This window comes from Actinoplanes campanulatus (genome assembly GCF_014647795.1).
In the GTDB taxonomy this organism is placed as follows: domain Bacteria; phylum Actinomycetota; class Actinomycetes; order Mycobacteriales; family Micromonosporaceae; genus Actinoplanes; species Actinoplanes campanulatus.
Genome location: NZ_BMPW01000007.1, coordinates 184,436 through 210,660, shown reverse-complemented (window position 1 = coordinate 210,660; position 26,225 = coordinate 184,436). Strand labels below are relative to the sequence as shown.

Annotated in this window: 17 protein-coding genes; 11 read left to right on the top strand and 6 right to left on the bottom strand. The window is 71.0% G+C overall.

Features of this window, described 5'->3' with window-relative positions:
- The first annotated feature begins 117 nt into the window (after positions 1-117).
- Positions 118-6,192, top strand: coding sequence for a polymorphic toxin-type HINT domain-containing protein (locus tag IEZ13_RS15690; RefSeq protein WP_229794718.1), 6,075 nt, complete (start codon positions 118-120; stop codon positions 6,190-6,192).
- Between the two features lie 24 nt (positions 6,193-6,216).
- Entirely contained in the window at positions 6,217-6,612 is a 396-nt protein-coding gene (locus IEZ13_RS15685) for a hypothetical protein (protein ID WP_183221843.1), read from the top strand.
- Between the two features lie 15 nt (positions 6,613-6,627).
- Here IEZ13_RS15685 and IEZ13_RS15680 read toward each other — a convergent pair whose 3' ends face one another.
- The gene (locus IEZ13_RS15680) at positions 6,628-8,196 is read right to left on the bottom strand and encodes a methyl-accepting chemotaxis protein (RefSeq protein WP_229794717.1); all 1,569 of its coding nucleotides are present in this window, start codon (positions 8,194-8,196) and stop codon (positions 6,628-6,630) included.
- 555 nt (positions 8,197-8,751) lie between these two features.
- Here IEZ13_RS15680 and IEZ13_RS15675 point away from each other — a divergent pair.
- Entirely contained in the window at positions 8,752-9,885 is a 1,134-nt protein-coding gene (locus IEZ13_RS15675; protein WP_183221845.1) for a PQQ-binding-like beta-propeller repeat protein, read from the top strand.
- 50 nt (positions 9,886-9,935) lie between these two features.
- Here IEZ13_RS15675 and IEZ13_RS15670 read toward each other — a convergent pair whose 3' ends face one another.
- Positions 9,936-10,559 carry a hypothetical protein gene (locus tag IEZ13_RS15670; protein ID WP_183221846.1) on the bottom strand — a complete coding sequence of 208 codons (624 nt, stop codon included), beginning with the start codon at positions 10,557-10,559 and terminating at the stop codon, positions 9,936-9,938.
- Positions 10,560-10,693: 134 nt separating this feature from the next.
- Here IEZ13_RS15670 and IEZ13_RS15665 point away from each other — a divergent pair, with 134 nt between their 5' ends.
- From IEZ13_RS15665 to IEZ13_RS15655, 3 genes are all read left to right on the top strand, one after another.
- Positions 10,694-11,449 (top strand): DsbA family protein, encoded by a 756-nt coding sequence (locus tag IEZ13_RS15665; protein WP_183221847.1) that lies wholly within the window; start codon positions 10,694-10,696, stop codon positions 11,447-11,449.
- On the top strand, positions 11,446-12,066 hold the full coding sequence (locus IEZ13_RS15660; RefSeq protein WP_203833896.1) for a vitamin K epoxide reductase family protein: 621 nt from the start codon (positions 11,446-11,448) through the stop codon (positions 12,064-12,066). The genes IEZ13_RS15665 and IEZ13_RS15660 overlap by 4 nt, the downstream gene beginning before the upstream one ends.
- A 145-nt stretch (positions 12,067-12,211) precedes the next feature.
- A complete protein-coding gene (locus tag IEZ13_RS15655) occupies positions 12,212-13,339 on the top strand; it encodes a cytochrome P450 family protein (RefSeq protein WP_183221848.1) in 1,128 nt (375 codons plus the stop codon).
- A gap of 4 nt (positions 13,340-13,343) precedes the next feature.
- Here the strand turns inward: IEZ13_RS15655 and IEZ13_RS15650 are convergent, their stop codons facing one another.
- A complete protein-coding gene (locus tag IEZ13_RS15650) occupies positions 13,344-13,736 on the bottom strand; it encodes a hypothetical protein (protein WP_183221849.1) in 393 nt (130 codons plus the stop codon).
- Between the two features lie 183 nt (positions 13,737-13,919).
- Positions 13,920-14,339: an iron chaperone gene (locus IEZ13_RS15645; RefSeq protein WP_183222010.1), complete on the bottom strand. Its 420-nt coding sequence runs from the start codon at positions 14,337-14,339 to the stop codon at positions 13,920-13,922.
- A gap of 533 nt (positions 14,340-14,872) precedes the next feature.
- On the opposite strand from IEZ13_RS15645, the gene IEZ13_RS15640 reads away from it, so the two are divergent.
- Complete coding sequence (locus tag IEZ13_RS15640) at positions 14,873-17,017, top strand: ATP-binding protein (RefSeq protein WP_229794716.1); 2,145 nt, start codon at positions 14,873-14,875, stop codon at positions 17,015-17,017.
- Here IEZ13_RS15640 and IEZ13_RS15635 read toward each other — a convergent pair.
- Positions 16,996-17,529 carry a hypothetical protein gene (locus IEZ13_RS15635; protein ID WP_183221851.1) on the bottom strand — a complete coding sequence of 178 codons (534 nt, stop codon included), beginning with the start codon at positions 17,527-17,529 and terminating at the stop codon, positions 16,996-16,998. The two genes, IEZ13_RS15640 and IEZ13_RS15635, sit on opposite strands and share 22 nt — an antisense overlap.
- 197 nt (positions 17,530-17,726) lie before the next feature.
- On the opposite strand from IEZ13_RS15635, the gene IEZ13_RS15630 reads away from it, so the two are divergent.
- Positions 17,727-20,549 carry an FAD-binding and (Fe-S)-binding domain-containing protein gene (locus IEZ13_RS15630; RefSeq protein ID WP_229794715.1) on the top strand — a complete coding sequence of 941 codons (2,823 nt, stop codon included), beginning with the start codon at positions 17,727-17,729 and terminating at the stop codon, positions 20,547-20,549.
- Here IEZ13_RS15630 and IEZ13_RS15625 read toward each other — a convergent pair.
- Positions 20,539-20,727: a hypothetical protein gene (locus IEZ13_RS15625; RefSeq protein WP_183221853.1), complete on the bottom strand. Its 189-nt coding sequence runs from the start codon at positions 20,725-20,727 to the stop codon at positions 20,539-20,541. The genes IEZ13_RS15630 and IEZ13_RS15625 overlap by 11 nt on opposite strands.
- Positions 20,728-21,097: 370 nt before the next feature.
- Between IEZ13_RS15625 and IEZ13_RS15620 the strand changes: the two genes are divergently transcribed.
- The 3 genes from IEZ13_RS15620 (at position 21,098) to IEZ13_RS15610 (ending at position 26,222) form a co-directional block, all read left to right on the top strand.
- The gene (locus IEZ13_RS15620) at positions 21,098-22,348 is read left to right on the top strand and encodes an alkaline phosphatase (protein ID WP_183221854.1); all 1,251 of its coding nucleotides are present in this window, start codon (positions 21,098-21,100) and stop codon (positions 22,346-22,348) included.
- Positions 22,349-22,488: 140 nt separating this feature from the next.
- Positions 22,489-23,121 (top strand): hypothetical protein, encoded by a 633-nt coding sequence (locus tag IEZ13_RS15615; RefSeq protein WP_183221855.1) that lies wholly within the window; start codon positions 22,489-22,491, stop codon positions 23,119-23,121.
- The gene (locus IEZ13_RS15610; RefSeq protein WP_203833897.1) at positions 23,118-26,222 is read left to right on the top strand and encodes an ATP-binding protein; all 3,105 of its coding nucleotides are present in this window, start codon (positions 23,118-23,120) and stop codon (positions 26,220-26,222) included. Before IEZ13_RS15615 ends, IEZ13_RS15610 begins: the two co-directional genes overlap by 4 nt.
- Positions 26,223-26,225 lie beyond the last annotated feature (3 nt).

Genomic DNA, 26,225 nt, shown 5'->3' with positions numbered 1-26,225 from the left:
GTAAGGGGGATTGACCCCAGGTCAGTGGGAGCGCTCCCGGGAAACGGGGTTGATCGTACACATCGATGTCCGTGAGGGTGGCTGGCGGCTTGTCCATCCACTGCGCGGGGGCGCATCGTGAAGACACTGCCGGCATTCCGGCTGCTCTGCCATGCCCTGACACTGATTCTCATCGTCACCATGCTCACCGGTACGCCACGGCTCGCCGTCGCCGCACCCGGAGCGCCGGTGGCCGTACCCGGACAGGGACCGGTGCAGCGCGGCGTGCCCGCCTCAGCCGCACCACGACATGGTCTCTCCGACGGAGTGACCGCTCCGGCCGTGCCGCCGGCCATCGAGGCGGCCGGGAAACCGGTGTCCGCCGCGGTGGCCGCACGCACCGCCGAACCGGCCGTGCTCCAGGCCGTCGACCCGCTGCTACGGCCGGGCTACCTGCTCGGCGACACCTCACTCGTCCTCTACTTCAACGGCGACCTCGACCGCGGCAACCCGCAGTCCTGGGCCCGCTGGTGGGTGACCGTCACCGACGTCGCATCCGGCGCCGAACAGCGCTCGGCCGACCTCGGCCAGAACGACGTCGCCGACTGCGGGACACCCCGCGAGTTCTGCCGCAGCCTCGGCGCCGCCGAGGGCTGGGTCCTGAACCCGGCCCGCGAATACCACGCCGTGATCACCGTCGTCCAGGCCGACGGGTCGGAGGCCGCGTCACCGCCGTCGAACCCGGCCGAGCCGCGGACCACCGACGTGCCGCCGGCGCTCCCGGCCGGCCAGGCGGTCGGCTGCGGATGCCCGACCGTGCTCGGGCCGGTCCTCAACGGCCAGGCCATCCGCGGAGCCGGCGTCAACACCGCCACCGGCGCGTTCTCCCGCACCGAACACGACTTCGTGATGGCCTCCTACGGCATCCCGTTCTCCGCCAGCCGCTACTACTCCTCGGCCAACCCGGCGGTCGGCATGTTCGGCACCGGCTGGAGCTGGACCTACGACGCCCAGGTCGTGGCCGCCGAAGGCTCGGTACGGGTCCGCGCCGAGGACGGATCGGAAGCCGTCTACACCCGCCGGGCGGACGGCGCCTTCGACGTCCCGGCCGGCATCCGGTCCACACTCACCACCGTCGACGGCGGCTGGCAACTGCTCACCCCGGACCAGCGCCGGGTGCGGTTCGACACCCAGGGCCGCCTCGTCTCGGTCAAGAACGCCCGCGGCCACGGCGTCACCCTCGCCTACGACACCGACGGCCTGGTCTCCACCATCACCGACGCGTCCGGCCGGGTGGTCCGCCTGGAATGGCGCCGCGACCTGCGCCGCATCTTCAAGATCACCCTGCCGGACAACCGGTCCGCGCAGTTCGACTACGAGGCCGGCCGGCTCGCCAAGATCCAGGACCCGCGCGGCTTCACCACCCAGTACCGCTACGGCGCGACCGGCCTGCTCACCGAGGTCGTCGACGCCCGCGGCGCCCCGGCGATCCGCAACGAGTACACCGCCGGCCGGGTGGTCAGGCAGCTCGACCCGGAGGGCGGCGCCACCACCTTCACCACCCAGGCGTCCACCGACGGCGGCGCCGACACGGTCGCCACCACCCGTGACCCGGACGGCGTCGAGACCGTCGACGGCTACCGCAACAGCGTCCTGATCTACTCCCGCAACGCCAACCAGGACGTCGTCAACCACCGCTACGACGGCAGACTGCGCCGAAACCTGGTCGTCGACGCCAAGGGCAACCAGGAGTCCACCGGCCACGACGCGAACGGCAACCCGGTGTCGCGGACCGCCCCGGAACCGTTCGCCTACACCACCGAGAACACCTTCGACGACCGCAACAACATGACCGCGCACAAGGACGGGCGCGGCAACACGTGGCGGTACACGTTCAACGACAACAACGAGATGACCGGGCAGAGCGACCCCGGACAGAAGGGGTACGAGTACACGTACGACGCCAAGGGCCAGGTCGTCACCCGCACTGACCAGCGAGACAAGACCACCCGGTACGAGTACGACACCCACGGCAACCGCACCGCCGAGATCAGCCCGACCGGCCGCCGCACCGAGATGACCTACGACCTGACCGGCCGGATGACCACGATCGTCGACCCGCGCGGCACCGTGACCGGTGCCGACCCGGCCAGGTACCGCACCCGGATCGTCTACGACCAGCAGAGCCGCGTCCGGGAGGTGTGGCAGCCGGGCAAGAGCCAGCCGTCCCGCACCGACTACGACGAACTCGGCAACCCGGTCGTCGTCACCGACCCGCTCGCCAACTCGACGCGACTCACGTACGACAGGAACAGCCGCGTCGTCACCGTGAAGGACCCGATCGGCAACGTCACGTCGAAGACGTGGACGCCCGGCGGGCGGCTCGCCACCGAGACCGACGGGCAGGGCAACGTCACCTCCCGCACCTACGACAGCGAGGGCCGCCAGGCCACCGAGACGTCCCCGCGGGGCAACCTGCCCGGCGCGGACAAGACCCTGTTCACCACGGTCTTCCACTACGACTACAACGGCAACCTGATCCAGGCCGACCGGCCCTACGGCTCCGGCGGCCAGCGGGTGCAGGTCGACACCGGCTTCGACGAGATGGACCGGCCGGTCGAACAGCGCGACGAGTTCAACGTCGCCACCAAGGTCGGCTACGACGCCAACGGCAACGTCACCGAGATGACCGACGAGAAGGGACAGAAACTCACCCACTCGTTCGACTCGGCCAACCGGCGCACCGGATCGACCGGCGCCTCCGGGGCGGCCGCCATCGAGTACGACGACGCCGGCAACCCGCTCAAGCAGACCACCCCGAACGGCGGCGTGATCACCTGGCGCTACGACGACGACGGCCGCCCGGTGTCGATCACCGAACCGCGCGGCAACGTGGCCGGCGCCGACCCGGACGCCTACACCACCCGCTACGCCTACGACCCGGCCGGCAACCTGGAGACCACCACCGACCCGCTGGGCAACGTCACCCGCACCGCCTACGACGCCAACAACCAGGTCGTCTCGGTCACCGACCCGAAGAGCCAGATCACCCGCTACACGTACGACGCCGCGGACCGGCTGGCCTCGGTGCTCGGGCCCGACGCCAGCGGGGAACAGCAGTCGACGCGGTACACGTACGACGCCAACGGCAACGTGATCAAGCGGACCGACCCGCTCGGCCGCGTGTCCAGCCTGGAGTACGACCGGGCCGGCCGCGCGATCGTCAGCACCGACCCGCTCGGACGGCGCCGGGAGATGGTGTACGACGCCGACTCCAACCTGATCGAGCAGGTCACCGCCCGGCAGGTCGACTCGGATCAACCGGACCGCCCGGACCCGATCCGCCCGGCCCGGACCATCTTCTACACCTACGACAACCTGAACCGGCTGATCGCCAAACGGATGGGCGCCGACGGGTTCACCTACACGTTCGGCTACGACGCGAAGAACCGGCTCGTCTCCTCGGCCGACCCGGGCGGCGTGCAGGACCGCGTCTACGACCGGACCGGCCGGCTCACCGAGGTCCAGCGCGGCGCCGAGGTCTTCACCTACGGCTACGACGACGACGACCGGATCACCGCCCGCACCTACCCGGACGGGACCCGGATCACCGCCGAGTACGACGAGGGCGACCGGATCACCGCGCTCACCTCGGCCAAGGGCGGCAACGCCGACCGGTACGGCTTCACCTACGACGTCGCCGACAACCTCACCAGGGTCACGCACCCGTCGTCGACCGGCTATGTGGAGGATCGCGGCTACGACCGGGCCGGCCGGCTCACCTCGGTCGCCACCACCAAGGGCGACCAGGTCGTCGCCGGCTTCGACCTGACCCTCGACCCGGCCGGCAACCCCACGAACGTCACCTCCCAGCGCACCTCGGCCGGGACGCCGACGATCACCGAGACCACCGCCTACCTGTACGACAAGGCGAACCGGCTGACCTCCGCCTGCTACGGGGCGACCACGTGTGCGGGGGCGTCGGGGGAGCGGATCGACTACACCTACGACCTGGTCGGCAACCGGGCCACGCAGAAACGCGTGGCGCCGGGCGAGAACACCACCGCCACCTACACCTACGACGCCGCCGACCAGCTCACCCGCGAGACGGTCACCGGCACCGCGGCCAGCACCCGCGCCTTCGAGTACGACCTGGAGGGCAACCAAACCAGGACCGGCGGCGAGACCTACACCTACGCCCTCGACCACACCATGACGTCCGCGACGGTCAGCGGCGTCACCACGGTCTACCAGTACGACGGATCCGGCAACCGGATCTCGGCGACCACCGGCGCCGGCGCCGGGCAGACCGTGCAGAAATGGGCCTGGGACGTCAACGCGGGCGGCATGCCGCAGCTCGCGGTGGACAGCACCGGCGGCACGTCGCGGTCCTTCCTGTACGACCCGGCCGGCTCACCGCTGGCCCTGCTCGCCGGGGACGGGGCTCACACGTACGCCCGGGACTGGCTCGGCGGGGTCGCCGCCGTCGTCTCACCCACCGGCGCCGCCGAATGGTCCTACCGGTACGACCCGTTCGGAAAGGCCCGCGGCACCGGGCTCACCGACGGCGGCACGAAACTGTCCGACACCGCCCCGGACAACCCGATGCGGTACGCGGGCGGCTACCACGACGACAGCCAGGGCGACCGCTACCAGCTGCGGGCCCGCAACTACGACCCGGGCACCGGCCGGTTCGACGCCCAGGACCCGGTCAGCCAGCCCGCCACCGACACGGCGATCTCGGCGTACGCCTACGCCGACAACCGGCCGAGCGTGCTGACCGACCCGACCGGCCGCGACCCGATCTCGGAACACTACGAGAGCATCTACAACCCCAACTACCAGGCGCCGGCCCCGCTCGACCCGCAGACCTCGGCACAGTGCGAGGCCGACACCAGCGACCCGGAATGCGTCGACAACCCGGGCTACCTGGACGCCAAGAACCTCGTCGACGAGGCCGACAAGTTCGTCAAGCAGATCGCCGACGAGATCGTCAACCTCATCCTCGACCTGGTCGGCTTCAACGACGCCAAAGCCTGCGTCACCGAGGGCGACATCGTGGCATGCATCTCCACGGCACTGCAGGCCGTACCGTGGGGCAAGCTCTTCAAGGCCGCCAAGGTGATGATCAAGGCGGTCGGCGTCGGACGGCGCCTCATCGAGGCGTACGGGAAACTGAAATCCGCCAAGGCCGCGCTCGCCAACATCCCGCGCAAGCTGAAACGGGCCGGCGCCACCGCCGACGAGGCGGCCGACACCAACAAGTACAAGAAGGCCGTCGAATCCGCCTCCTCCGGCGCGAAGGAGACCGGCCAACAGGCCAAACAGACCACCCGCAAGGCCACCGAAGGCGCCAAGAAACAGCAGCGCAAGGAAGGCTGCAACTCCTTCGCCGCCGGAACACTGGTGGTGATGGCCGACGGCACGGCCGAACCGATCGAGGACGTCCGCCCCGGCGACGCGGTGCTCGCCACCGACCCGGAGACCGGGCGCAGCGCGAGCCGGCAGGTCACCGCGGCCATCGAGGGCACCGGCGACAAGACACTCGTCGACCTGACCCTCACCGGCGACGGCGAGGAGCTCACCGCCACCGGCGGGCACCCGTTCTGGGTGCGCGGGCGCGGCTGGGTGCCGGCCGCCGAGGTGCACGACGGCGACCGGCTGCGCGACACCACCGGCCGCGACGTCGAGGTCCTCGCGGTCGAGGTGCGCGGCGAGCACACGACCGTCCACAACCTGACCGTCGCCGACATCCACACCTACTACGTCCGTACGCCGTCCGGCATCGCGGCACTCAACCACAACGACAACGACCCCGGCCTCATCGACCTGCGGGGACAGGTCGGCGCCGCCTGCCCGCTCCGGCAGGTGTCGGAGTCCGACGAGTTCTGGCTGGAGACCGGCGGCGGCCTGTTCGTGCCCGGCCCGTACGCGGCCCGGTCGATCGCCTCACGCAGCCGGTCGCAGACCTTCGACGAGGGACAGCGCTTCTTCCTCAACCAGATCGGCGACCGGTACGGCTGCCACACCTGCGGGGTGCCGCTGCCCGGCACGAAGACCGGATGGTGGATCCCCGACCACCAGCCCGTCTCGTTCTTCGTGCCGCCGGGCACCACGCAACGGCTCTTCCCGCACTGCGCCGCCTGCTCGTTCTCGCAGATGAGGGCGGTGAGCGTCTGGCGGGCCAAGGGCTGGTTGCGCCCCTACAGCTGATGCCGATCGATTAGCCTCGAACCCATGCCTCTTCTCGGACAACTCACGGCCTCGATCCGCGGAGGCGTGCTCCTCATCGGTGACGACCGGGTGCTCGAGGACGGCATGGGAGACGACGGGCCCCACCCCCTGTTGGGGGTGGGGCCCGCTCAGCTCGTCCTCAGCGTCGAGCACGGCGCCGAGGGCGACACCGCCGTCCGGATAGCGTCCACCGCCGTCGACCAGCCGGTGGGCCCGGCCATCTTCGACGGCATCGTCCGGATCTCCTCCGGGCGGCTGCGGGTCGGCGACGCGGTCGACGAGGCGGTCCTCTGGATCACCGTCCCGCCCGGCGATCTGCGGGTCCGGCTGTGTGTCAGCGACGCCGACCCCGACGCCTACCCACCGGACCGCGTCGACATCGTCCTGCCCGACCTCTGACTCTCCGGACTCCGCCTAGTGGCGGAATCCGTTGACGATGGCGGTGAGCTCGTCGGAGAGCTGGGTCAGACCGGCGGCGGCCTGCTGGGTCGAGCTGGCGCCGTCGGCGGTGGCGGTGGCGCCGTGAGCGACGTTGGACACCGTGCCGGCCAGGCCACTGCTGTTCGCCGCGACGTCGGACACCGACCGGCTCATCTCCGAGGTGGTCGCGGTCTGCTCCTCCACGGCCGAGGCGATCGTGGTGGTGTAGTCGCTGATCTGCTGGATGACCTGGGTGATCTCGCTGATCGCCTCGGTGGCCGTGCCGCTGGAGGACTGGATCGCCGCGATTCGGGTGGTGATCTCCTCAGTGGCCTTCGCGGTCTGCTGCGCCAGGTCCTTGACCTCGCCGGCCACGACCGCGAAGCCCTTGCCGAGCTCGCCCGCCCGGGCGGCCTCGATGGTGGCGTTCAGCGCGAGCAGGTTGGTCTGCTCGGCGATGACGGTGATCAGCTTGACCACGTCACCGATCTCGGCGCTGGCCGTGCCCAGCTCGGCGACCTGCGCGGTGGTGCGCTCGGCGACGCTCATCGCCTGGCCGGCGACCTGGGCGGCCTGCCCGGCGTTGTTGGCGATCTCAGCGATCGACGCGCTCATCTCCTCCGCGCCCGCCGCGATCGTCTGCACCCCGGCGTTGACCTCCGCGGTGCCCTGCGACGCCGCACTGGCCTGCGCCGCGGCGTCCGCGGCGCCGGACTGGAGCCGCGAGCTGACCACGGTCAGCTCCTTCGACGCGCCGGCCAGCGTGACGGCCGACCCGCCGATGGTGGCGACCGTCTCACGCAGCCGTGCCACCGCGGTGTCCAGCGCGCGGCCCATCCGGCCGGGCTCGTCGAGAGATGTCAGGTCCGCGGTGTGCGTCAGATCGCCCACGGCGAGACTGTCGCAGACGGCATGAACCTTGCGCAGCGACCGGACGATCTGCCGGGCGACGAACACACCCAGGCCGAGTGCGGCCGTCAGCCCGACCGCGAGCAGGACGATCGAGATGGCGAGATTCGAGTCGTACGACTCCTGTGCCGCGTCGGCGTTGGCCTTGGCGTCGGCGGTCTCGGCGGCGCCCATGGCCGCGAGCATCTGCTCGGCCTTCTCGGCCAACGGCGCGGTCGCCGAGGCATGGATCTTCTGCCAGGTGGCCAGGTCGTTGCGGTCGCTCACCGGGAAGAGCTTGCCCTCGGCGATCTGCACGTAGCCCTGGTAACCCGTCTCCAGCCTGTCGATGAGCTCGACATCGGTGGCCGGGTTGCTGGCCCGGTAGGTGGCGAAGGCCGCTGCCGCCGCCTTCTGGTCGGCGGCGAACGCCTTGCGGTATTCAGCCTTGCTCGCCTTGTCCTGTGAGGTCGCATGGCTTGTCATGTCGACCTGGGTCTTGTAGAAGGCCGTCTTCAGCTCCGACAGCGCGCTCACGTTGGTGACGTTGCTGCTGTAGAGCTTGTCGGCGTATCCGTTGGTCTCGCCCAGCCCCTGCCAGCCCAGGACACTCACGGTCAGCGCGACCAGTGACGACACCGCCACCGCGCTGACGATTTTGACGTTGACGCTCAAGTCGTTGAAGGAGCGCCGTCGGGTGGACGAGGCGGACGATTTCACAGCACTACCGGGCGCGTTCAATGCGATCTCCCCATATCCTCGTCGAGATTCATCGGGTGCGAGCGATTGGCCTGCTTGCCGCCATGACCGCTCGCCTACGAGATCGGTACGGGAGTCCACGTATCTGAAGGGCGCCACCGAGTACACCGATGTCGCACCTGGGTTGCACCAGGGTTGTCCCTCCGGGGGTGATGCAGGACACGCATCGGCTGTGCTGTGGGCGTACGATATGGGGTTTTTTCAAATAACAGGCAGGTTTATGAGGCTAAATAGAGAAGGTACAGAGCAACCGGTTGGGTCCGGTTTGGGGGTCGCTGGTTGGCCTCCGGCGAGGGGTCATGTCGAAGCGAGATCGACATGGCCCCTCCGTGCGCCCGGGCGGTACGGGAGCGCTCCCGCGACGGTTCAGTCAGACTATTTGATCGATGCGACCATCTTGTCCGGCAAAAAGGACATATTGTCGCGTTCATGTCCCTAGCTGGTGTTTCACGGCGAATAGCCGTACTCGCGATGTTGTTCGCCCTGCCCGCCGCACCCGCCTCCGCGGCCGGCACCCCACCGCTCTCCACCACTCCCGAGCAGACCGTCGGGTTCGACGGCCTGGTGTACGCCAGCGTGCACGTCGGCGACACGGTCTACCTCGGCGGGAACTTCACCCACGCGTACGCCGGCGGCCAGACCGTGAAACGAAAACGGCTCGCCGCGGTCGACGCCCGTACCGGCAAACTGCTGCCCTGGTCGCCGGTCCTGGACGGGACCGTCCTGGCCCTGACCGCCCACGGCAGGAACCTGTACGTCACCGGCGAGTTCACGAAGGTGAACGAACAGCCGCGGGCCAGGCTCGCCGCCGTCGACCTGTCCACCGGCGCGGTCGGATCGCTGCGGCCCGCCCTCAACGGCTTCGGCCACGCCGTCGAGGTGTCCGGCGGGCGCCTCTTCGTGGGCGGCCGGTTCACCGCGGTGAACGGCCGCGCCGCCCGCAGCCTGGCCGCCATCCGCCTCGCCGACGGCACCGTGGACACCGGCTTCACGGCCGGCACCGACGGCAAGGTGCTGGCCCTTGCCGCCGCAGGCAATCGACTCTACGTCGGCGGCGCCTTCAAGAAACTCGCCGGCGCCGCCGGCACGGCCCGGCTCGGCGCGCTGAAACTGGCCGACGGGAAGGTGGACACCACCTTCAAGCCGGGCACGCCGTACCCCACCTTCGGCCTCACCGTCACGAAGGACCGGGTGTTCGCCGCCCTCGCCGGCGCCGGTGGCCGGGTCGCCGCCTACCGCCCCGACGGCGGGCTCGCCTGGACCAGCGTCACCGACGGCGACGTACAGGCGATCACCCACCTGAACGGGACCGTCTATGCGGGCGGCCACTTCACCACCGTCTGCACGCAGCCGTCCCAGATCGCCAATTCCTGGTGCAAGCGGGCCATGCAGCGCAAACAGTCGAAGATGGCGGCCTGGGACTCGGCGACCGGCAAGGTGCTCGACTGGGATCCGCGCAGCAACGGCAAATGGGGCGTGCTCACCATGAAGGCCGACATGAGGCAGGGCCTCACCGTGGGCGGCGACTTCACTGCCTTCGGAGCGCGGGACCAGAAGCGCTTCGCCCGGTTCCTGATCTGCCGTTACGGCTGCCCCACCCGATGACCACCCGGTCGCCCGGCCCGGCGGCGCCGGACCGGGCGGCCCTCACCGCGTCAGGACGCGAGCTCCAGCACGTACGAATCGCCCCGGGGCTGGAAGCCGAGCCGGTCGTAGTAGGGCGACCGCATGCCGGCCGGGGTGATCACCGTGCGGCACCCGCGGTCGATGAAGTAGCTGCTCCGGCGGAAGACGAACTCACCCGGCGTCAGATCCCGGTATCGTTCGGTGACGTAGTCCAACTCCACCTGGGCGACCCCGTCGCCCGCCGCGTGGAAGACCACCACACCGGCCACCTCGTCCGCGTTCAGGATCAGGAAGGCGGCGGCGTCCCGGCGCGTCAGGCCGTCCAGGGTCAGATCCGGGTTGAACCGGACGATGTCGTCGTGATGGGTCCGCAGAATGTGCGCCAGCAGATCGTCGCCGGTGCGGACCTCCACCACCTGGTACGCCTTGTCGTCGTGCCGGGTCGCCAGCATCCGCCACAGATACCAGAGGTTGATCACCGCAAGCACCACGTTCAGACCCACCATGGGCCAGACGCCGATCGCGGCGTTGAACCCGAGCAGCACCAAGCAGCCGAGCAGGTTGAGCGCCCGCAGGCGCAGCAGGCGACTCTGCAGCAGAGACCAGACCAGCAGGGCCGATCCGGCCCAGCCGATCACGTCGAGTGGTTCCATCCGGCCAGCGTACGGCGGGGGACCTTGGTCCTGACCAGCGCCGCCGATGGTCCCGACTCGGCCCCGGGTGATAACGCGGCGAACCGATCTACGCCAACGTGAAGGCGGACAGTTCGTACTAGGGGGCCAACAGCATGGGCACTAAGACCGGTAACCGGCACACCGCGGCGCAGAAGGCGGTCGCCTCCGCACGCGCCGGACAGCGCGGGCACCGGACCATCATGATCATCGGCGGGGCGATCATCGTCGCGCTGATCGCGGCCATCGCCATCTCGGTGATCACCGCCATGAACGACGGCGACAAGTCCGGCGCCGACGGGCCGCTGGTCGTACCGGCGACGGCCACCGCCGACGGCGGCCTCGCGGTCGGCAACGGGCCGGTCGACGTCGACATCTACCTGGACTACATGTGCCCCTACTGCGGAAAGTTCGAGGCCGCCAACCACGCCGACATCCAGCGGCTGATCGACGACGGCACCGCCACCGTGAACCTGCACCCGCTGGCCTTCCTCGACAAGGCCTCGCAGGGCACCGAGTACTCGACCCGGGCGGCCAACGCCGTGGCGACCGTCGCCGACAAGGACCCCGGGCACGTGCTGAACTTCAACACGGCACTGTTCGAGAACCAGCCCGAGGAGAACTCGGAAGGACTCGACGACGCCAAGATCGCCGAAGTGGCCGCGTCGGTCGGGGTGCCGCAGAGCGTGACCGACACGTTCGCGGACCGCACCTTCGTCCCGTGGGTCACCCAGTCGAACGACGCCGCCTTCGAGAACGGCATCACCGGGACACCCACCGTCAAGATCAATGGTGTGGTGACCGAGGTCGACCTGTACACCGCCGGACCGCTCTACGAGGCCGTCACCGCCGCCGCGGGCACGACCAAGTGACCACCCTGTTCACCCGGGCCCGCGCGATCCGGCAAAGCAACACGTGGATCTACAGCACCATGCTGTTCTCCGCGCTGATCAGCCTCACCGCGTCGCTGGTGCTCTCGATCGACGCGGTGGAACTGGCCCGCGACCCCACCGCCGACCTCTCCTGCAACATCAACTCGGTGGTCAGCTGCGGCGCGGTCGGAGTGTCCTGGCAGGCGCAACTGCTCGGCTTCCCCAACGCGTTCCTCGGGCTCATCGCCGAACCCGTGGTGATCACCATCGCGGTCGCGGCCCTCGGCGGGGTGCGCTTCCCGCGCTGGTTCATGATCGCGGCACAGACCGTCTACACCATCGGGCTGATCTTCGCCTACTGGCTGTTCTACCAGGCCATCGTCAACATCGGCGCGCTCTGCCCGTGGTGCCTGCTGGTCACCCTCTCCACCACGGTCGTGTGGGTGTCGCTGACCCACGTCAACATCCGCGACGACTACCTGCCGATGCCCCGCGCGTGGCGGAGCTGGGCGCGCGAGGCGATCGCCAACGACATCGACCTGCTGGTGGTCATCGCCTGGCTGCTGGTGCTGGCACTCATCATCGTCACCCGCTACGGATCCGCCCTCTTCGCCTGACTCCGGCCACCCCGATGACCATTCGGCCCACCCCGGGGTAGCGGAACGGGTGATGGATGTGGTTCGATTTGAAGCGAAAGGCCGGGCATCTTCCCCCGTGGATGCCCGGCCTTCCTTTTGTCCGGGTGAGAGCGAGGCGCAGGACATGATCTCGGCGGAGTTCCACACCGACCCGCACACCGTCTACCGCCGGCTCCGCGAACACAGCCCGGCCACTCGGGTGGAGCTGCCGGACGGCTCCCCGGTCTGGCTCGTGACGCGGTACGCCGACGTTCGCGCCCTGCTCGCCGACCCCCGCATGTCGGTCGACAAGGCCAACGGCGACGGCAGCTGGCGCGGATTCTCACTGCCGCCCGCACTCGACGCCAACCTGCTCAACATGGACCCGCCGAACCACACCCGCATCCGCCGGCTGGTGTCCCAGGCGTTCACGCCGCGCCGCGTCGACGGGCTGCGCCCCACCATCCAGAAAACCGCCGACGACCTGCTCGACCGTCTCGACGGCCAGGCCGACCTGGTCCGCGACTACGCCGGCCGCCTGCCGGTGGCGGTCATCTGCGACCTGCTCGGCGTCCCGGACGGCGACCGCGACCGCTTCCGCTCCTGGACCGACGTCATGCTGGTCCCGCCGCGCGACGACCCCGCCGCCGGAGCCCGGGCGATCGGCGCCATCCACGCCTACCTGTCCGGCCTGATCGCCGCGAAACGCGCCGAACCCGCCGACGACCTGCTGTCCGCGCTGATCGCCGCCCGCGAGGACAGCGACCGGCTCAGCGAGGACGAGCTGACCTCACTGGCCTTCCTGTTGCTGGTCGCCGGCTACGAGAACACCGTCCACGCCATCGGCACCGGACTGCTCACCCTGCTCGACAACCCCGGGCTGCCGGTCGACGTCGAGGAACTGCTGCGCTACGAGCCACCCGCCCCCGTCCTGCTGCGCCGCTTCCCGACCGAGGACATCGAGGTCGCCGGGACCGTGGTGCCGCGCGGGTCGACCGTACTGCTGGTGGTCGGCGCCGCGAACCGTGACCCGGACGCCTTCGGAGACCCCGACACGGTCGTCCCGGGCCGGGCCGGAGGCCACCTGACCTTCGGGCACGGCATCCACTACTGCGTCGGAGCGCCGCTCGCCCGCCTGGAGCTGGAGATCGCCATCGGCACGGTGCTGCGCCGCTTCCCGTCACTGCGGCTCGCCGTCCCGTCCGGCGACCTGCGCTGGCGGCCGTCCTTCCGCACCCGCGGACTGGTCGCCCTGCCGGTGCTGCTCGGCTGAGCCGTCAGAAGCGGACCCCGCCGTGCCGGTAGCCGCCCAGCGTGTCGGCCGTCTTCGTGACCAGCGCGGCACCCAGGTCGACACCCAGATACTCGGACAGCTCCAGCAGCCGGATCAGGATGTCGGCGAGCTCCAGGCTGAGCGCGTCATCGGGCCGGCGCGCGGCCGGATCCAGATCGACCGCCCGGTTCCGGATCTCCTGCAACGCCTCGGCCGCCTCACTCTGCAACAGCGCCAGCCGGGTCGCGGCCAGATAGGCGCGCCCACTGCCGTGCGCGGCCTCGACCTCGCCGGCCCCCGAGAAAAGATCAATCCCTTTGGCGTACGCGTGCGCGCCGCGCTGAGCGTCCGGCAGCAACGCGGCCAGCGCCTCGATGTGCCGCAGTGCCTCACTCACCCTGCCACCATCCATCTCCGTCAGTCAGCTTCCCACCCGTTGCGGAGAAGTCGCTCGCGCCATCGTTGCTCAGCCGGCCAGCACCCACCACCCACAGATCTTGTTCGATTGGCCACCGGAATCGGTGGCAAGGCGTTCAAGATCGCGGGTGGTGGGTGCGGTGCGGGGCGACGGGCGGAGGGGTCAGGCGGCGGCGCGCTGGACCAGGTCGGTGATGCGGGACTCGGTGGTGGGGGTCAGGGCCGTCACGGCGAAGTAGGTGGCCCACAGGTCGCCGTCGTCGAGGTGGGCCTCGTCGCTGAAACCGAGCATCGCGTAGCGGGACTTGAACTTGGCGGCCGCCTGGAAGAAGCAGACCACCTTGCCGTTGCGGGCGTAGGCGGGCATGCCGTACCAGAGCTTGGGGGCCAGGCCGGGCGCGGCCGCCCGGATCAGGGCGTGCACCCGCTCGGCCAGCACCCGGTCGTCGCCGTCCATCTCGGCGATCTTCGCGAGCACCTCGGGCTCGAGGTCCTTGCCGTTCTTCTTCAGCTCCCGGGCCCGCTCCTTCATGGCGCCCCGCTCGGCCTCGGTGAAACCGTCGTACGTCTTGGTGCTGGTCATGTCAGTTCTCCTCTGGCGGTGTGCCGAACTCTGGCGGTGTGTCGAAACGTCGATGCGGTGGACGGCGGCGGTGATCGCGATGCTGAGCAGCAGCGCCGCGAGTTCCCGTTGATCGAAGTGCTTGGCGGCCCGGTCCCAGACCCGGTCGGGCACCGGGCCGGAACGGGTGACCGCCGCGGTCAGCGCCACGACGGCGCGTTCCTCGCCGGTCTGGGCGCCGGTGGCCGCGCCGGCCGGGCCGGTCAGTGCCAGCAGCCGTTCGCCGAGGCCGGCGCCGGCGATCGCCCGGTGCAGGGCGGTCAGCGCCTCCCGTGCGCCGGGGACGAGATCCGCCGGGTCCGGCATCCGTTCGATCGGCATCGGTTCCCCCTCCCTCGGTGTCGTGGTGTTCCTCGCCGACGGGATTCATCCGACCACCGCGGGCATGCGGCCCGCGCCGTCCGTGGGACACCGTGGGACACCCGGAACAGGCCTGACCTGCGGCGACATGTCGCCGATCCGTTGCCGTGGCACGGGACGTTAGGGTGTTGCACGTGTCCGGCCCGCACGAGCGACTGGTCTCCCAGCTCGCTCAGATCAAGGAGTTGAGCGGGCTCAGCCTGCGCGCCCTGGCCCGCGACGCCGGGCTGAGCAGCTCCTCACTGTCCCGCTACCTGACCGGCCGCCTCGTCCCGCCGTGGGAGGCCGTCGTCGCCCTGTGCCGGGTGGTGCACCGCGACCCCCGGCCGCTGCGCCCGCTGTGGGCCGAAGCCGACAAGGCCGGCACCGCGCCCGGGCCCCGCCGCAACGACCTGCCCGCCGACCTGTTCGACTTCACCGGCCGGGAGCGGGAGACGGCCCGGGTCGAGGAACTGCTGCGCACCGCCGGGGCCGTGGTGATCGACGGCATGGCGGGAGTGGGCAAGACCAGCCTGGCCGTGCACGTGGCACACCGGATGGCCGGCGCCTACCCGGACGGCGGCCTCTACCTCGACCTGCAGGGGTTCACCCCGGGCCAGGAGCCGCTGGACCCGCCGACCGCACTGGGCCGGCTGCTCGGCGCCCTGGACATCACCCATCCACCGGCCGGGGAGCAGGAACGGGCGGCGCTGTGGCGCTCGGAACTGTCCCGGCGGCGGGCGCTCGTGGTGCTCGACAACGCCGCCGACGCCGACCGGGTGCGCCCGCTGCTGCCCGGCGCCGGGAAGTCGGCCGTCCTGGTGACCAGCCGCAACCGGCTGGTCAGCCTGGACGGGGTGCCACCGGTGTCACTGACCCCGCTCGCCGACGACGACGCGGCCCGCCTCTTCGGCACGGTCGCCGGGGTCGCGCTCACCGGCGAGGACGAGGTCGGCCAGGTGCTCGACCGGTGCGGCGGGCTGCCGCTGGCGCTGCGGATGGCGGGCGCCCGGCTGCGGCACCGGCCCGGCTGGACGGTCGGCGTCCTGGCCGAGCGGCTGCGGGACAGCCCGGCCCGCTTCGACGCCGCGTTCGGCATGTCGCTGCGGCAGCTCGACGACCCGGACCGCCGCGTGTTCCGGCTGCTCGGGCTGCTGCCGGGCGCCGACTTCGACACGGGAGTCGTGGCGGCGCTCACCGGCCTGCCGCCCGGCCGGTGCGCCGACGCGCTCGACGAGCTGGTCGACGCCCACCTGGTGCTGGAGTCGTCGCCGGGCCGGTTCCGGATGCACGACCTGATCCGGCAGTACGCGGCCGACCTCGCCGCCGAGGAGGAACCCGCCTCCGGGACGGCCCAGCGCCGGGTGCTCGACCACTACCGGGAACGGGCCGAGACGTACGACCGGATGCTGCCGTCACCGCACCGCCCGGCCCCGGCGCCGGGCGATCCGCAGCGGGCCATGGCCTGGTTCGACCTGGAGTACGTCAACCTGATCGCCGCCTTCGACCTGGCCGTACGCCTCGGCGCCGACGAGGTGGCGGTCGCGCTGCCGCAGGCGCTGCGGGTCTGGTTCTTCCGCCACCGGGGCACCGACGACCAGGTGCGGCTGCTCGACGGGGCGGCCGCCGCGGCCGGACGGCTCGGCCGTGACACCGAACGGGCCGCCCTGCTCGCCGACCTCGGCTACGCGCTGGCCGCCGCCGGCCGCCTCGGCGAGGCGCTCGCCGCCTACCGGGAGGCCGACCGGTCCGGCCCCGCCGACGGGCTCGCCGCCACGCTGGCGCTGCGCACCGGGTTCGCCCACCGTGACCTCGGCGAGGCACGGACCGCCCGGGAGTCGTTCCGGCGGGCCGCCGACCTGTTCGAACGGGCCGGCAACCGGGCCGGGCACGCGCAGGCGCTCGCCTTCGATGCCTTCGTGACCCTGCGCCTCGGGCAGCCGGCCCAGGCCGCCGGCCTGGCCCGGGCCGCACTCGACCGCGCCGACGGGCCGGCCCGCATCACCGGGCTGGTCACCCTCGGCGTCGCTCTCGCCCACGACGGGAACGACGCCGAGGCGCTACGGCACCTGCACGAGGCGCTGGACCTGGCCGAGCGCAACCGGCTCCAGCACCAGCAGGCCTGGTGCCACACCTACCTGGCGGTCGCCCTGCGGGAGACCGGATCGCCTGAGCGGGCCCTTGAACACCACCGGACGGCACTCGCCCTGCTCGAGCCGCTCCACGAGGTGCAACTCGAGATCGAGTGCCGGCAGGCGTACGAGACGACGCTGGCGGCTCACACGGCGGGCGAGGGGTAGTTCGTCGACGAGTACGTGGCCGGATGGCAGATCCGATACGTCGCCCGGTAGTGCAGCAGCCGCCGGCCGGGGCTGCCGACCGCCAGGTCGATGTGGCAGACGTTGCGGTCCCACCGGATGTCGTCCACGTAGCTGGCGTCCTCGAAGTAGAAGTCGGTGCCGTCGTACCAGCCGGCCCGCCCGACCCGGTAGGCGGCCCGCGCCACCGCGAGCGTGGCCCGGCAGGAGGCGCTCGTCGCACCCTGCGCGAACATCGCGATGCCGAGCAGCTTGGACAGCAGGGCGCCCGGGCGCAGCAGCCGAAGCCCGCCGGAGGTGAGCAGCAGGCCGTTGGCGAAACAGCGGGCGATCACCTTCCTGTTGGCGAGCAGCAGCGGTACGACCACGGCCTTCCACTGCGCGGCCGCGTACCGGGTGGGGTCGCGCCGAGCGGCCGCGTGGGCGGCTCCGGGCCCGGCGAGCCCGACGGCGAGGGCGAGAACGACGACAACGACGATCATGCGGGATTTCACCGATTTGCTCCTTCTCATGCGGACCGCGCCGTACGCGACCGCAGTGTCGACAGGTCCGAACGCGGTGGGGCGCACGTCTCGGCGGGGGCCGTGAGCTGTGTCCCGGCCTGCGAGAGCGCCCGATCGTGACGACCGGCGCCTGGGTAATGTGCGAACCGCGTTAACCCGTGGCCACAAACAGAATGCCTGGACATCTCGTGACACAAGCAGCCATTGCCGCACCGCTGGTCGAGAACCTTCGCCGGGCGGGCGTGACCGACGTCCTCACCGACGCGGCACACCGATCGGCGTACGCGTCCGACGCCTCGCTGTACCGGATCGTGCCGCAGGCGATCGTCCGGCCGCGCTCCGCCGAGGACGTCCTGGCCACCCTGCAGGTGTGCCGGACGCTGGGCGTGCCGATCACGGCGCGCGGCGCGGGCACCTCGGTCGCCGGTAACGCGATCGGCCCCGGCGTGGTCCTCGACTTCAGCCGCCACATGAACCGGGTGCTCGACATCGACCCGGTGGCGCGGACCGCCCGGGTGCAGGCCGGCACCATCCAGGCCACCCTCCAGGCCGCCGCCAAGCCGCACGGGCTGCGGTTCGGGCCGGACCCGTCGACGCACACCCGCTGCACCATCGGCGGCATGATCGGCAACAACTCGTGCGGGTCACGCACCCTCGGCTACGGCCGGACCTCGGACAACGTGGCCGGGCTGCGCGCCTACACGATCGACGGCGACGAGCTGATCACGGACCCGCTGAGTGGCGCCGAGAAGATCACCGAAGCCCTGCGCGGCGTCATCGGCGACAACCTCGCGGTCGCCCGCACCGAGTTCGCCCGCTTCGGCCGCCAGGTCTCCGGCTACGCGGTGGAGCACCTGCTGCCCGAGAACGGGTTCAACCTCACCGAGTTCCTGGTCGGCAGCGAGGGCACCCTCGCGGTGATCACCGAGGCGACCGTGAAACTGGTCGCCGACCCGGTCCACCGCACCCTCGTCGTCCTCGGCTACCCCGACTTCGGTACGGCCGGCGACGTCATCCCGAAGATCCTGGAGTTCGCGCCCACCGCCTGCGAGGGCCTCGACCACCGCATCTGCGACGTGGTCCGCAGCCGCCGCGGCCCGGACGCCGTCCCGCCGCTGCCCGGCGGCGCCGCCTGGCTGATGGTGGAGATCGCCGGCGACGACCTCGACGACGTCCGCGACCGCACCCGTCGGCTGATCGCCGTCGCCGAGGCGGTCGACTCCCGGATCGTGGAGGACACCGCCGAGGCCGCCCCGCTGTGGAAGATCCGTGAGGACGGCGCCGGCCTCGCCGGGCGCGCACCGTCCGGGCTGCCCGCGCACGCCGGCTGGGAGGACGCCGCCGTCCCGCCCGCCCGCATCGGCGCCTACCTGCGCGACTTCGACGCCCTCACCGCCCGGCACGGACTCAGCGTCATGCCGTACGGGCACCTCGGCGACGGCTGCGTGCATGTGCGCCTCGACTTCCCGCTGGACAAGCCGGACGGCCCGGCCCGCTTCCGCGCCTTCCTGGAGGACGCCGCCGACCTGGTCGTCAGCTACGGCGGATCACTCTCCGGCGAACACGGCGACGGCCGCGCCCGCAGCGAACTGCTCGCCCGGATGTACTCGCCGGACGCCATGAACCTGTTCCGCCGGATCAAGCACACCTTCGACCCCGGCAACCTGCTCAACCCGGGCAACCTGGTCGACCCGGACCCGGTGGACGCCAACATCCGCGTCTCCCAGGCCCGGCCGGTGCGCACCGAGCTGGCGCTGGCCTACCACTCCGACGGCGGTGACTTCAACCAGGCCGTGCACCGGTGCACCGGCGTCGGCAAGTGCCGCGCCGACACCACTGTGCTCGGCGGCGTGATGTGCCCGTCCTACCTCGCCACCAAGAACGAGAAGGACTCCACCCGCGGACGGGCGCGCGTGCTCCAGGAGATGCTCGACGGCGATCTCGTGCCGGACTGGCGCGCGGAGGCCGTACACGATGCGCTTGATCTTTGTTTGTCCTGTAAAGGCTGTGCGTCGGACTGCCCGACCGGGATCGACATGGCGGCCTACAAGTCCGAGGTGCTGCACCAGAGCTTCAAGGGGCGGGTGCGGCCCCGGTCGCACTACTCGCTCGGCTGGCTGCCGCGCTGGTCCCGGCTCGCGTCGAGGATGCCCGCGCTGGCCAACCTGGCGACCAGCCTGCCCGGCATCCGCGGCCTCGCGCTGTGGATCGCGGGCGTCGACAAGCGCCGCAACATCCCGAGCTTCGCGCCGAAGACGTTCCGCGGATCCTTCGTGCCGGTCAAAACCGGCAAACCGGTCGTGCTGTTCGTCGACAGCTTCACCGACCACTTCTCGCCGGAGATCGCCCGCGCCGCCGTCGACCTGCTCGTCGACGCCGGCTACGCCCCGCAGGTCACCAGCCGGAAAGCCTGCTGCGGCCTCACCTGGATCTCCACCGGCCAGCTCGACGCGGCCCGCCGCATCCTCGGCACCACCGTCGCCGAACTGCACGAGGCGGTCAAGCAGGGCATCCCCATCGTCGGCCTGGAGCCGTCCTGCACCGGCGTGCTGCGCCAGGACGCGGTCGAGCTGGTCGACAACGAGGCGGCCAAGGCGGTGGCCGCGGCGACCAAAACGGTGGCCGAGCTGCTCGCCGCCACCCCCGGCTGGGAGCCGCCCTCCCTGGAGGGGGTCCGGGTGATCGCCCAGCCGCACTGCCACCACCACGCCGTCATGGGCTGGGGCGCCGACGCCAAGCTGCTCAAGAACGCCGGGGCCACGGTCAAGCGGCTCGGCGGCTGCTGCGGGCTGGCCGGCAACTTCGGTGTCGAACGCGGCCACTACGAGGTGTCCGTCCAGGTCGCCGAACAGCAGCTGCTGCCCGCCCTGGAGAAGGCCGAGGAGGGTGACGTCTTCCTGGCCGACGGGTTCTCCTGCCGCACCCAGGCCGACGACCTGGCCGGGGTGACCGGCGTGCACCTGGTGCAGCTGCTCGCCGACGCGCTGCCCAAGAAGCAGGTCAATCGGTGAGCATCCGGTCCAGGAACCGGTCCGGGTCCGCCAGGAAGGCGCGGGTCAGCACGACCGCGTCCGCCTGGTCGTAGCCGATCTCGCTGATCCATATCAAGTCTGACCAGGCCGCCCCGGTGATCGCCGCGGTCAGTGTCGACTGGAGTACTCTCGCCGCCGAGAAGGAGGGCGACGGCATCCGTAGCCGCCGCCCCGCCATCGCTGTAACGCCCGCACCGCAGGCAATTTTCGAGGAGAATTTCCCTGTTAACGGCTCCCCATGGACAGATCCACGGGGATTCCCAGCTCGAACCGCACCCGATCCACCACCCAGTAGGTGAGGTGGCCGCGTGTCTCACGTCGTCAGTGCTGGCACAGACCCGCTCTGCCGTGTCGAGGTTTCCCTCGCGGCATCGATACTGCCCGAGGGGGTTGGTGCGATTCAAGCCCTGCACACGTAAGGATTCCGTTAGGCATCCAGCAAGGCTGCCTCAGATGACGTGCCGAAAGTCCGGCCGAGGCGTCTGCTCATGCGGGTGAACTTGCAGCGATGGAGTTGGGAGGAGCGCATGCTGGTCCGAATCAGTCATCGGCTCGCCGCTCTGCTCGTCGCGGGAGCCCTGAGCTCCTGCGCCCCGGTGACCGGCGTCGCCGCGGAGGAGCCGGCCGCACCGGTCGCGCGCAACGTCATCTTCATCAACGGCGACGGCATGGGCGCCGCCCACCGCGAGGCCGCCCGTCTCTACCACCTCGGCCCCGACGGGCGGCTCGCCATGGACCGGCTGCCGTTCTCCGGGCAGCTCACCACCAGCCCGAAGGACCCCGTCTCGGAGATCACCGACTCGGCGGCCGGGGCCACCGCGTGGGCCACCGGCCGGCGCACCTACAACGGCGCGATCAGCGTCGACACCGCCCGCAATCCGCTGCCGACCCTCGGAGCCCAGGCCAAGGCCGCCGGCCGGGCCACCGGGCTGGTCACCACGGCCCAGGTGACCGACGCCAGCCCGGCCGCGTTCTACGCCAACGCCGTCGACCGCGACGCGCAGGACGACATCGCCCGCCAATACCTGGACGTGTCGAAACCGGACGTCATCCTGGGCGGCGGCGAGGACTGGTGGCTGCCGAAGGGCACCCCCGGCGCCTACCCCGACAGGCCCGCCGCCGACCGCACCGAGGCCAGCCGCGGCACCGCGGGCAACCTGATCACGCGGGCCCGCGCGGCCGGCTACCAGTACGTCTCCACGCCCGCCCAGCTCGCCGCGGCCGGCTCCGGCAGACTGCTCGGCCTCTTCGCCAACGAGGAGATGTTCCAGCAGCACGCCGAAGGCAGGGGCGACGTCTACCAGCCGGTGGTCAGCCTGCCGACGATGACCGGCAAGGCGCTGGACATCCTCTCCACCGACCCCGACGGCTTCTTCCTGTTCGTCGAGGAGGAGGCCATCGACGAGTTCGCCCATCAGAACAACGCCAGACGCACCCTCCAGGCCATGTGGCAGCTGGACCGCACGGTCGCGGTGGCCCGCGCCTACGCCTCGGCCCATCCGGACACGCTCGTCGTGGTGGCCGGCGACCACGAGACCGGCGGCCTGTCCGTGGAGGCCGTCGACCCGAAGGACGAATCCGGCGCCGGTAAGTCGGCAGAGGACGGGCCGCTCCCGGTCAAGGGCACGAAGCTCCGCTTCACCATGGACTGGACCACCACCGCGCACACCGGCCAGGACGTTCCGGTCACCGCGGTCGGCCCACAGGCCGACAGATTCACCGGCAAACACCCCAACACCCATGTGTACGACGTACTGGCGCCGATCCTGACCGGTTGAGCAGTCAATGGGTGTATCGGTGGGTGTAGCTATCGGATAGCGGACAGGGTCGGGACCGGTAACGCCGTCCCCACTTCCGGTAATGATGCTTCGGACAGCGCGTTCGCGTGGTTCGAGACTCAGATCCGGAGATCGCATCGATGACTGCTGACCTCAGCACTCCCGCCCGGCAGGCCCTCATCGCCCTGATGGTGCGTGCGGAGCGGACCTCGAACCCCGACCTCAAGCAGCGCTACCGGGTCGAGATCACCAAGCCCGCCCGGGAGGAACTCACCGCACAGAAGCTGATCACCTGGGAGACGGGCGCGCGGCGCGCGATCTTCTACGAGCTGACCGACCTGGGCTGGGCGCGGGCCCGGCAGGAGTTCCGGTCGCCGCCACCGGAGAAGGTCTCCGCCGCCTGGCTGCTGCACTACGCCACCCTGCGCCACCTGGACAGCCTGCTGGCACGCGGCGACCAGCAGATCGCCGACCTCTACGCCGAGCCGGACCCGGGGCCGCCGCCCGCCGGCACCATCGAGGAGCGGATCCGCGGCGCCTACGCGGACCTCGCCGAGAGGCCGGGCGACCTGATCCGGCTCGTGCTGGTCCGTGATCGCCTGACCGACATCACGCGGGACGAACAGGATCGGGTCCTCGAGGAGCTGGACCGGCGCCGGGAGATCCACCTCGACCCCGACCCGGCCCGCAACGAGCTGCCGCGGGAGGCGCTCGACGCCGCGATCCTCATCGGGGGCGAGGCGAAGCATCTGATCACGATCGGCCCGGCGTGATCGAGGCGGACCAGCGGCGTGCGCTCACTGAGCTACGCCGGCTGGACTGGGCGCCGACACCCGAGGACGTCTGGACCGCCCTCGACGTTCACCTCGACGAACTGAACGGCGCCGCCGGAGCGGCGGTTCTCCACGCCTTCGAGGAGGCGGAGGCGAGGCGGACCGGCTCGCCGCTGGGCCTGGTCGTGGAGGGACAGCACGGCTCGGGCAAGACGCACCTGCTGCGATGGGCCCGTGAGAAGGTTCAGGAACGCCACGGCTACTTCTTCCTGATGGGCATCACCGACGGCCGCATGTTCTGGCCGAACATCCTGCAGACGTTCCTGCGGGGGTTACGCCGCTCCGGCTACTACCGGCACTCCCAACTGGTGATGCTCCTGGAACGGCTCAGCGAACGGGCGGAGGTCCCACTCGCGCTGCGCCGGCAGATCCGTGGGCAGAGCCCACTGACACCGGCCACACTCGATGCGTTCGTCACCGCGGTCCGGCTCGCGGACCCCGAGACCGGCCGGGAGTGCCGGCACACGCTTCGCGCGCTCGTCCTGATGGCCTCGGCCGACATCGACGTCATGGACCTGGGTGAGTCCTGGCTGCTGTCGGCGCCGGACCTGGAACAGGCTGAACTGACCGAGTGGAGCCTGCCGAAACCCGGTATGTCGGCCCAGGCCGTGGCCGTGCAGATCTCCCAACTGCTCGCGCTCACCGGACCGAGCCTGCTGGCGGTCGACCAGATCGACGTGATCTTCGCCCAGAGCAGCGATGTCGCAGCCCCAGGACTCGCCGCGGATCTCGGGCATGGGCTGATGGACGTACGCGAGAAGCTGTTCCGGACCGTGACCGTGGTGGCCTGCCTGCCCACCTCCTGGCAGCGGATCAGGCAGGACTCGCTCGCCTCGTTCGAGGGCCGTTTCCGGCAGGAGACCCGGCTGGCGCGGCTGCCGTCACGGGAGGTCGCCGAGAGCCTGATCGCGGCCCGGTTCGCGCCGCTCTTCGACGTGGCCGAGTACAAGCCGCCGCATCTCACCTGGCCACTGCTGCCGGGGGCCTTCAACCGGGCGGACAAGTACACGCCGCGGCAGTTGATCCAGCGGGCCGACGAGCATGTTCGCTACTGCCTGGCCGAGGACGAGGTCATCGGGCTGGCGGACTTCGACGATCACCGCGAAGGCACGGCGCCGCTGCGGGCGCCGGTGGACGAGGCCGGGATGATCCGGCTCGGCGCACGTCTCGCCGAACTGACCGCGAGTGCCGACGTCGACGGCGCCCTCGCCCCGCGAACCGAGGACCGGGAGATGCCACGGCTGCTGGAGGCCGGGCTTCGAGCCTGGGCGGTGGAACAGGGCGGCGGCCGGTTCTCCGTGCAGCCGGTGGAACAGGGCAACCCGTCCGCGCACGCCTGGCTGTGCGAGACGCTCGACGCCGAGATCGAGGACGAGGCGCACTGGTACATCCGGGGTCTGTCGCACGCACATCCCCGGGCCGTCCAGGCGCGCCTCGCCCGGTTGCGTGACCTCGCCTGCCTGGATCCGATGATCAAGAAGCGGCGTGCCTACCTCCTGCGCAACGGACCATGGCCCACCGGCCCGGTCAGCACCCGGGTCCGGAAGGAGTTCCTCGACCTCGGCGGGATCATCACCGGAGTGTCCCCGGACGACCTGCGCACCTTCGCGGCACTGGCTGTCCTGCTGGAGGAGAACGACCCCGCGCTCCCGGAGTTCCTCCGGGCCGACCGGCCGGCCGGGAACACCACCCTGCTCACCGAGATCCTCGGCCCGCCCTCCGGCCACGATGCCGGACGGCCCGGGCCCGCACCGACCGGACCGACGGCCACCGCGGTGCCGCCCACCGCCGCACCGGCCGATGAGCCGACCGGAGAACCCGGCATTCAGGTCGGCACGGTCGCCGAGAACGGCGCCCCGGTGAGCCTCACGCTCGAATCGCTGCGCAAGCACTCGGTGATCTTCGCGGGCTCCGGGTCCGGCAAGACCGTGCTGATCCGGCGGCTCGTCGAGGAGTGCGCCCTGCACGGCGTCTCGGCGATCGTGCTGGACCCCAACAACGACCTGGCCCGGCTCGGCGACGCATGGCCCGAACCGCCGGAATCCTGGCGTGACGGCGACGCCGAGCGGGCCCGGGCCTACCTCGGCGCCACCGACGTGGTGGTCTGGACCCCGCGCCGCGAATCCGGCCGGCCGCTGGTCCTGCGGCCGCTGCCCGACTTCGGGGCGGTCCTCGACGAACCGGACGAGTTCGCGCTCGCCCTCGACGCGGCCGTCGCGACCCTGGCCCCGCGCGCCCGGATGGCGGCGAACACCGCCAAGGCCGACCGGGGAAGAGCGGTGCTGCGCAAGGCCCTGGAACACTTCGGCCGCACCGGCGGAGGGCGGCTCGCCGATTTCGTCGACCTGCTCACCGACCTGCCGGACGAGGTGACTAGCCTCGGCCGGGCCAGGGAGCTCGCCGCGGACATGGCGGAGACCCTGAAAGCCGCGATGGTCAACGACCCGCTGCTCGGCGGCTCCGGAACCCCGCTCGACCCCGGTGCGCTGTTCACCCCGGCTCCCGGCCGCCGCGCCCGGGTGTCGGTGATCAGCCTGATCGGATTGCCCGGTGACGAACAGCGGCAGAGCTTCGTCAACCAGCTCCAGATGGCGCTCTTCTCCTGGGTCAAACGCCATCCGGCCGGTGACCGGCCGCTCGGTGGGCTCTTCGTGATGGACGAGGCGCAGACCTTCGCCCCGTCCGGCGGCACCACCGCCTGCACCGAGAGCACCCTCGCGCTGGCCAGCCAGGCCCGCAAGTACGGCCTCGGCCTGATCTTCGCGACCCAGGCGCCGAAGGGCATCCACAACCGCATCGTCGGCAATGCGGCCACCCAGTTCTTCGGCTTCCTGAACAGCCCCACCCAGATCGCCGCGGCCAAGGAGGTGGCGCAGGCCAAGGGCAGCGCGGTCCTGGACATCTCCCGGCTGCGCACCGGCCAGTTCTACGCGGTCACCGAGGGCCGCCCGTTCCGCAAGGTGTCGACCGCGATGTGCCTGACCTACCACCCGCCGAGCGCGCTGACCACCGAAGAGGTCCTACAACGGGCCCGCGACTGAGGA